The organism is Motilimonas sp. 1_MG-2023, from assembly GCF_030547455.1.
Taxonomy (GTDB): Bacteria; Pseudomonadota; Gammaproteobacteria; order Enterobacterales; family CBDFNC01; genus Motilimonas.
Genome location: NZ_JAUOPX010000382.1, coordinates 1 through 214 on the forward strand (window position 1 = coordinate 1; position 214 = coordinate 214).

General features: G+C 58.4%; 2 tRNA genes. Both read right to left on the minus strand.

Features of this window, described 5'->3' with window-relative positions:
* Window positions 1-77, minus strand: a tRNA-Asp gene (locus Q4519_RS22350).
* 56 nt (window positions 78-133) lie between these two features.
* Window positions 134-210: transfer RNA gene (locus Q4519_RS22355), tRNA-Asp, on the minus strand.
* Window positions 211-214: the final 4 nt, after the last annotated feature.

Here is a 214-nt window from a genome sequence, read left to right on the forward strand (position 1 = left end):
TGGCGGAGCGGACGGGACTCGAACCCGCGACCCCCGGCGTGACAGGCCGGTATTCTAACCAACTGAACTACCGCTCCACATTTATCTTCGTTTAACATTCGGCATAACCTAGGCGTTAACCCTAGCACAATATTGGCGGAGCGGACGGGACTCGAACCCGCGACCCCCGGCGTGACAGGCCGGTATTCTAACCAACTGAACTACCGCTCCGCAA